This window comes from Rugamonas violacea, assembly GCF_016461825.1.
Classification (GTDB): Bacteria; Pseudomonadota; Gammaproteobacteria; order Burkholderiales; family Burkholderiaceae_D; genus Rugamonas.
Map to the genome: position 1 here is coordinate 1 of NZ_JAEMNU010000033.1, position 6,431 is coordinate 6,431.

Annotated in this window: 9 protein-coding genes; 7 read left to right on the plus strand and 2 right to left on the minus strand. The window is 61.6% G+C overall.

From position 1 onward, the window contains the following. Positions 1 to 282: 282 nt before the first annotated feature. The 4 genes from H7U20_RS06910 (at position 283) to H7U20_RS06925 (ending at position 2,111) form a co-directional block, all read left to right on the plus strand. Positions 283 to 600, plus strand: coding sequence for a hypothetical protein (locus H7U20_RS06910; protein WP_199518874.1), 318 nt, complete (start codon positions 283 to 285; stop codon positions 598 to 600). Positions 601 to 668: 68 nt separating this feature from the next. Beyond that, positions 669 to 1,277 carry a DUF6651 domain-containing protein gene (locus tag H7U20_RS06915; protein ID WP_199518875.1) on the plus strand — a complete coding sequence of 203 codons (609 nt, stop codon included), beginning with the start codon at positions 669 to 671 and terminating at the stop codon, positions 1,275 to 1,277. A 114-nt stretch (positions 1,278 to 1,391) separates the two neighbouring features. Further along, positions 1,392 to 1,712, plus strand: coding sequence for a hypothetical protein (locus H7U20_RS06920; protein ID WP_199518876.1), 321 nt, complete (start codon positions 1,392 to 1,394; stop codon positions 1,710 to 1,712). Positions 1,713 to 1,724: 12 nt separating this feature from the next. Continuing rightward, positions 1,725 to 2,111 carry a DUF2280 domain-containing protein gene (locus H7U20_RS06925; protein ID WP_233410556.1) on the plus strand — a complete coding sequence of 129 codons (387 nt, stop codon included), beginning with the start codon at positions 1,725 to 1,727 and terminating at the stop codon, positions 2,109 to 2,111. On the opposite strand, the gene H7U20_RS06930 is transcribed toward H7U20_RS06925, so the two are convergent. Further along, complete coding sequence (locus H7U20_RS06930; protein ID WP_199518877.1) at positions 2,108 to 2,245, minus strand: hypothetical protein; 138 nt, start codon at positions 2,243 to 2,245, stop codon at positions 2,108 to 2,110. The two genes, H7U20_RS06925 and H7U20_RS06930, sit on opposite strands and share 4 nt — an antisense overlap. A gap of 288 nt (positions 2,246 to 2,533) precedes the next feature. Between H7U20_RS06930 and H7U20_RS06935 the strand changes: the two genes are divergently transcribed. Next, a complete protein-coding gene (locus H7U20_RS06935; protein ID WP_199518878.1) occupies positions 2,534 to 2,767 on the plus strand; it encodes a hypothetical protein in 234 nt (77 codons plus the stop codon). Between the two features lie 1,176 nt (positions 2,768 to 3,943). Here the strand turns inward: H7U20_RS06935 and H7U20_RS06940 are convergent. Further along, positions 3,944 to 4,186 (minus strand): hypothetical protein, encoded by a 243-nt coding sequence (locus H7U20_RS06940; RefSeq protein WP_199518879.1) that lies wholly within the window; start codon positions 4,184 to 4,186, stop codon positions 3,944 to 3,946. Positions 4,187 to 4,558: 372 nt separating this feature from the next. Between H7U20_RS06940 and H7U20_RS06945 the strand changes: the two genes are divergently transcribed. Together H7U20_RS06945 and H7U20_RS06950 are read left to right on the plus strand one after the other, a co-directional pair. Then, positions 4,559 to 5,074, plus strand: coding sequence for a hypothetical protein (locus H7U20_RS06945; protein ID WP_199518880.1), 516 nt, complete (start codon positions 4,559 to 4,561; stop codon positions 5,072 to 5,074). Positions 5,075 to 5,306: 232 nt separating this feature from the next. Then, positions 5,307 to 5,636 carry a hypothetical protein gene (locus H7U20_RS06950; protein WP_199518881.1) on the plus strand — a complete coding sequence of 110 codons (330 nt, stop codon included), beginning with the start codon at positions 5,307 to 5,309 and terminating at the stop codon, positions 5,634 to 5,636. Positions 5,637 to 6,431 lie beyond the last annotated feature (795 nt).

Below are 6,431 nucleotides of genomic sequence, written 5' to 3' on the forward strand. Positions count from 1 at the left end.
CGTTCGCGACCAATTCATGGAAATAAGTTGGCGAAATCCAGCTAGACGCGGCAGAGCAGCCCTCATCTAGCTTCAAGTCCGACAGACTGCTAGAGCCCTCATCCGTTGGCCCGTCTGGCGGGCCAATGAAGGGGGTTTTGTGCACTCGCCTTAGCCCGTCTGGCGGGCACCATCTAGAGAAGCCATCTGCTGTTGAAGTTTTGACGCCGGCATGAAGCCCGGCAGCACCACCCTGCAGTCCAACCAATCCACTCGCCCGGCCACCGGGTAGAAAGTCGAAGCATGAGCATCAAGACCATCGAACCCGACGCAAACACGCCTGACGGCATGCTGCTGGCCGCCGCCGAAGCGCTGTACGGCTGCCTGGAAGACCTGATGCCGGAGGCGAAAGTGATTGCCCGTGGCCTGATTGACGGCGTGCTGGCAGCGGCCGGCGCCCAGCGGTTCCCGCAGGTCGACATCTTGGCAACGCTGTTGGCCAGGTGTGAAATCACCCAGCGCACGGCGGTCATGGCACGTAGCGCCTGCGAAGCAGCCGGCAGCGCCGCGCTGCGCCAGCTGTACGAACGCGTCGGCCTGATGGCGAACACCTTGCACTAAACCGCGCACAAGCGCAGCAGCACCAGCAGCAAAGAGCAGTTCAACCCACACAGAAAGGCAAGACCACCATGAAAATCAAAACCACCCCAGACGGCAAGCACGCCATCTTGAAAAACGGCGTGCCGCTGTACGTCATGGACGACGGCACCGAGCGGGAAATCGACGGCGCTGCCGCCTTCAAGCTGGCACTGAGCAAGCATTTCGAGGCGTCGCCTGTGATGTCGCGCTTGAAGCTCCCGGCTGACATCATCGCCGCGTCATTCGGCAGCCATTTCGACATCCAAGGCGGCAAGTTGGTAGCTCTGGACAAGCACGGCATCAAGGAATATTCCAGCAGCCGCCCCGGCGAAGTCGCAACGTTCGATGAGGCGTTGGGCCAGCTCATCGACCGATACCCGAATAAAAGCATGCTCCTTAAGGAGTCGGGCACGCAGGCGCCCGTCCAAGCGCCAGGCCAGCAGCAGGGAAAGGGCGGCACCATCACCCGCGATTCTTTTGACGCCATGTCGCCGGCGGCTCGCGCCACATACATCACCGGTGGGGGCCGGGTCGGAGACGTCGCCAGCTCGGCCCCATCGGCGCCTCCGTCCGGAAGCGTTACCCGGGCCGCCTTCGATGCCTTGGGGCCTCAAGAGCGCGCCAAGTACATCACGGGCGGCGGCAAGGTAACCGACTAAGCCCAATCGTCCCGCTGAGCGGCTTTCGCTGCTCGGCCGACCCAACACCGCAGGCGAGGCCACTTCGCGTCGCCACGGCGCGATTACGGCCCTTGCCGCTCAAACAGGAACGAGATGAACAACGACCGAGAATTGATAAACGCCGCGCTGCTGTGGCACACCGCGCACGCGCGCCGCCTCGCCGTGGGCGCCGAGAAGCGCCGCCTGGAAAAGCTGCTGAGGGACGAGGGACTGTCCTGTTTCTCGCCCGCATACAGGCAGCAGGGCGAAGCCGCGCGCCAGTTGACCGAGCTCAAGCGCCGCGAGCTGGCCGCCCTGCGCCTGCTGGCCAAGGCCTGCGCCCGGCAGCGTGGCCGCCTGGACGTGGCCGACGTCGTCGACCTGGACGGCACTGTGAGGCTGCTGTCGTGTGCCGACTACATAGACATGGCTTGACGAGGACGCCCCATGAAAAACCTCCCCGGATGCGTAAGAGTCCATATGGTTGTTGCCCTAGCGTGCGATGAGACGCCCACTCGGGTGGTCGCCTCCGTCAAAGCAGATTTCGGCATCGACGTCAGCCGCCAGTGCGTGGAAGCCCACCACCCGGAGCGCCGTGCCGGCGCTAAGTTGAACCTGGCCCTGCGAGAACTGTTCTACGAGACCAGGGCGAAGCTGCTGACCGAGCTGGACAACATCCCCATCGCGTGCCAGGCCTACCGCCTCAAGATGCTGGACCGCGCAGCCGCGCAGGCGGAGGCGGCCGGCAACCTGCCGCTGGCCATGCAGGTGCTGGAGCAGGCTGCGCGCGAGGTCGGCATCGAACCGATACGAGCGCCTGCGCCCTGCGACTAACGCACGGAACAATCGTGCATGGCGGCAGTGTGCGCGATTTCGCCTTGCTTGCAGGGGAGGATGGGCATCGTGGCGCAGCCAACGAGAGTGGACGAAATGATGATGGCCGTGATGATACGAACGAGCTTTTGCATGTGGTATTCCTATGAGTCCCGCGAGCGGTGGAGACTTGTATAGGGAAAAAGTTGCGAATGCTTTAGCCAAACTGCGCTCACAGGCAAAAAAAACTCGGGCTGGCCGGGAGGCACCGGAATCAGAGCCGGCGCGCACCATTCCAAAGTGCGCAGGTTCGAAACGCGCACCAACTGGGAGAGTGAGCATTCATGCGGGTTTGGGGAAATGCAGTGCCGCACGTTTCGAAACGATAGTGCGCAATTTCGACCCTCTGCGCACTAAAACGAACTTTTCAAAAAGGAGGCAATATGCCCAGGTGGACCGACGCCGCGCGCGCCAAGCAGGCGGCACTGATTGCGCGCTGGAAGCCGTGGGAGGCCGCCACGGGGCCGCGCACCACTGCAGGCAAGGCCAAGGCAGCACGCAACGCCGACAAGGGCGGCGACGCTGGCCGTGCTCAGCGACTGGCCGACGCCCAGGTCGAACTGATGGCGGCGCTGGCCAAGGTGCTGCAGCTGGCCGGCCGCCGGCGCGCCAAGTAGACCGTCCTGCTGCTGGCGCCGGCCGGCACCTCGCCGACCTCCAGCAGGAGATTGCCGCCCAGTGCCAGCGAACCGGGAAATCCCGGAACGCCATCGGCACAATTCTGTGCCCATGCAGAATATCGAGCGATACCGGAAAATCGGGAACGCCACCGCCGCAGGAAATCATGCATCGCATCGAAGTGGGAAAATCCCACTTCGTACAAACCAGTCGAGGTGGCAATACCAGAAAATCCGGTTTTGCTAAATACGGGAAAATCCCGCATTTACACCGACGCGTCAGCCACATGTGCCTCACGCGTGCCTCACGCGTCGCGAACTCTCGCGAGGCTTCGCGACTCTTCGCCGTCAGCCGCCAGTAACGCAACCTGTCACGGCACCAGCAACAGCTGCAACGCGTTGCTGGTTGGCCAGCGAACCCTTCGAAGCCCCTTGCAAGCCCCTTCAGTAGAGCTTCGCGCGCCAAGTCGGCGGCAACGGACGTTGAACGGCTGTTGAACGGACGTTGAACACGCGTTGAGCTGGCGCTGGAAATCACCCGGGGATAGGGTAGTTTGCGTGTGACACTTAGTCGCGCGCAAATACCGGATTTCCGGCATTTGAGCCGGCCCAGCTCTACATGCCAGATTGCCCGGTATGTACCGACCGGCGTGGCGCTTGCGAGTGAACCTCGGTAACTCGCAAATTTGCGGCTTACTTTGGGTATGGTGCAGTTTTGCGAGTAGGTTTGAACGACGCGCACCGGGCCGGCCGATTTTCCTAAGTTTTCAGGGGGGGGGCGCCGTCACCCCGGAATCGGGGTTCTCGGCCTTGCGCCAAAGTGGTGTTCCCGGCGCCGGTGCCGGCTGGGCCAGGTTGCCAAGCCCAGGTTGCCACGTGAGTTGCCATGGAAAGTGGCAACCCAAGGCCGTCCGGTCGCTGGATGCCCTGGGCGCCGACGTCGAAGGCTTCCGGCGCCAGCACCATGGCAGCACCGTGCATGCATGGTGCACGACTCGTGCACGCATCGTGCTGGCGCTGGAAGAGCACTGCCGATGACGTGCATCGAAGTTCACTGCCGGTGTACATGGGGATTGCAAGCCCCTTGGGAGGGGCTTCGGAGTTACTGTTCGGTGCCGCGCACGTGTATGAGCCATGCGCGGCCGGGGTCCGCGTTGGCACAGAAACTGAACACGGTTACACCACTATCTCAACTTCATGCATGCCGTCTGGCCATTTCTCGGTGACGTCGTAAATCTTATGGCGAATTGCTTTCACGGTATATTTCTTGAACTGCTCACTTGCATGTCCGCTCTCAACATTTGCGAATGATGTGAGCTCGACTGTCTCTCCGACGCGTGGGACAAAGTGCAGTCTCACCTCGTAGAAGGCCCCGTCGCTACCCTCTCTGATATTGGCATAAATCATAGGCTTTTCCATCGTCTTCTCCATTGCGAAAGCTTGCGCCTAAAAAACATCGGATGATATTGTGTCGGCAATTAATTATGTGTGCAGGGGCGGCACTACGTCAATCAGGAAACATCTTGACCGTTTGAGCAGCAAAGACTATGCTGGAAAAGCACCGGATAAAGACGGTGCCGGGTTTGACAGCTCGAATTGATAAAGGCGGACACCCGCCCTTCTGGCGGCTTTTTTTCGTCCGTACCATTGCGTCTCCTATGGAGTGGCGGTGGTGGGGAGGCTTCGGCCTGCCGGTTTCCTTTGTCACCGGTCTGTCAACCCTGCCACTTGCCGCTCCTCCCGTTTGACAGCGGGTTGCGCGGTTCATCAACCGACAAAGGAGGCAACACCATGCCAAGCACCACCACGCCCAGCGCCACCGCGCGCGCACCATCCCCTATCACCAACCTGCTGGCCGAGCTGCGCCATGCCAACACCATCATCAAGGCCATGCTCAACGCCATGACGCTGCAGCAGAAAGCCAAGGTTCATGAGAAGCTGGACGCCGCCGGCGTATCCGGCGAGGGCATGACTCGGCACCACGAGCGGGCCGCTGTCATCGAGGCGGCGGCAACAGCCTTGGCCGAGCAGGCCAGCCGCGCGCCTGTCAGCGCCAGCAAACCGTCCGCCCGTCCGCACTTGCTCGAAATTGAAGCGCTGGCATCCGACATTGACGGCCAGGGCGAGCACGTTGAGATACTGCTCGTCGCGCTGCTTGCCAAGCTGGACGAACTGAGGCAACCCGACGGCGAGGCTGCGGTGGCCGCCATCAACTGCTTCGCCACCTGCGCCATACGAAACGCGGTATTGATGCGCGAGGCCAGCGACCTGGTGCTGGAACACGTCGAAGCAGGGATGGCAGCATGAGCGCGCCAGCCGAACCAATAAAGCCGGCGCGCAGCACGGTCGCCACGCGGCCGGTGGCCGCACCGCCGGCGCCAGAACCTGAGTTCACGCCGGGGGAGCGGCTCGTACTGGAGGCATACCGGCAGATGGACGACCGCACAAGGGGGACTTCATTGCGTGTCATGCAGGCATGGGCGAGGGATTGCCAGAGGCGCGCCACCCCAGCGCTGCGCCTGGTTGTCGGAGGTGCGGTATGAGCGCCCCGACCATCAACATGCAAACTGTGATGCGCCCGGCCCATGTGAATTGGGTTTGCTCTACCGGAATCGTCCTCAAGTATGAAGGCACGGAACTCGAGCTCATCGCCGCAGGCCTTCTCTACCAGGAAGAATTGCCCGGGCAAAAAAGGGGATGCAATCGCACTTTCGAGGGGCTGTACATCGTGAGATTGAAGGACGGGCGTGCTCGAGTTCAAATGAGCCCTGCCATAGCGTTGGAGCGTTCCCGTGGGTTCAAGCAGTTCCTGGGCGGGCTGCTTGCTGATTCGCGGCTTTCTCTCGTCCAGGGCGAGGCGCGGATATGAGCGGCCCAACTATTACGCCGCCGGCAATTTGGCTGGCCCTCACTGCCAACGAGCAGGCCTTGCTGCTGGCCTGCCGCACGATGGATGACCGGGGCCAAGCTGGGGCGCTCGCGAGGGCCGTCTGGGAGGCGGGGCAGTGGCCTAGGAGCGCAGCGCCGGCGCTGCGCTTGGTTGTCACTGCTCAGTAAGCACAGACCGGATTGCTCCCGGTCAATGGCAACGGGCGTTCAACGCCCGTTCAACGCCCGTTGAAATTCGTTGCCCTTCAAAGCCCCCTGCAATCCCCATCTAAGGCTGCTGCCTCGAATTGAGGCACCAGGCCACCGAATCGGTGTTCTCGACAGGCTGCGCCAAAGTGATGTTCCGAAGTTCGGGGCGGTGGCTGGGACCGGTGCTACGAATGTAGCAACGGAAATGGTTGCCCCACGTTGAGGCAGCCTAGGTTGGGTTTGCCGCGCCGGTGCGCTGAGACAGATACAGGATTTCTTGCATCGTTCAAGCCGTCAGTTTGGGCGAGCGTCGATACACCCCGGAATTTGGGCGATATGGGATTTTCCCACTTCGGTATTGCAACGCCCGAAACCTTGGACAGTTACTCAATCGGCGCAATTCTGCGCCGGCCTATAGTTTGCTGCGACTGCAAGCAACCGCCTCCTCAAAATTGAGGATGAACGAATCAGAGAGGTGTTGGCAATGTCGAGATCCCCCTGTGTCAGGATAGTTGTCGCGTCATCTGATTTCTCGTAATCGTACAGGGGGCGGAGCAAAGACGGGCAGTGAAACACTATTCAGCAG

Excerpts from the sequence above, each read along its gene's own strand:
- H7U20_RS06910 (WP_199518874.1), top strand. The coding sequence starts at position 283 with ATGAGCATCAAGACCATCGAACCCGACGCAAACACGCCTGACGGCATG.
- H7U20_RS06915 (WP_199518875.1), top strand. The coding sequence starts at position 669 with ATGAAAATCAAAACCACCCCAGACGGCAAGCACGCCATCTTGAAAAAC.
- H7U20_RS06920 (WP_199518876.1), top strand. The coding sequence starts at position 1,392 with ATGAACAACGACCGAGAATTGATAAACGCCGCGCTGCTGTGGCACACC.
- H7U20_RS06925 (WP_233410556.1), top strand. The coding sequence starts at position 1,725 with ATGAAAAACCTCCCCGGATGCGTAAGAGTCCATATGGTTGTTGCCCTA.
- H7U20_RS06930 (WP_199518877.1), bottom strand. The coding sequence starts at position 2,245 with ATGCAAAAGCTCGTTCGTATCATCACGGCCATCATCATTTCGTCCACT.
- H7U20_RS06935 (WP_199518878.1), top strand. The coding sequence starts at position 2,534 with ATGCCCAGGTGGACCGACGCCGCGCGCGCCAAGCAGGCGGCACTGATT.
- H7U20_RS06940 (WP_199518879.1), bottom strand. The coding sequence starts at position 4,186 with ATGGAAAAGCCTATGATTTATGCCAATATCAGAGAGGGTAGCGACGGG.
- H7U20_RS06945 (WP_199518880.1), top strand. The coding sequence starts at position 4,559 with ATGCCAAGCACCACCACGCCCAGCGCCACCGCGCGCGCACCATCCCCT.
- H7U20_RS06950 (WP_199518881.1), top strand. The coding sequence starts at position 5,307 with ATGAGCGCCCCGACCATCAACATGCAAACTGTGATGCGCCCGGCCCAT.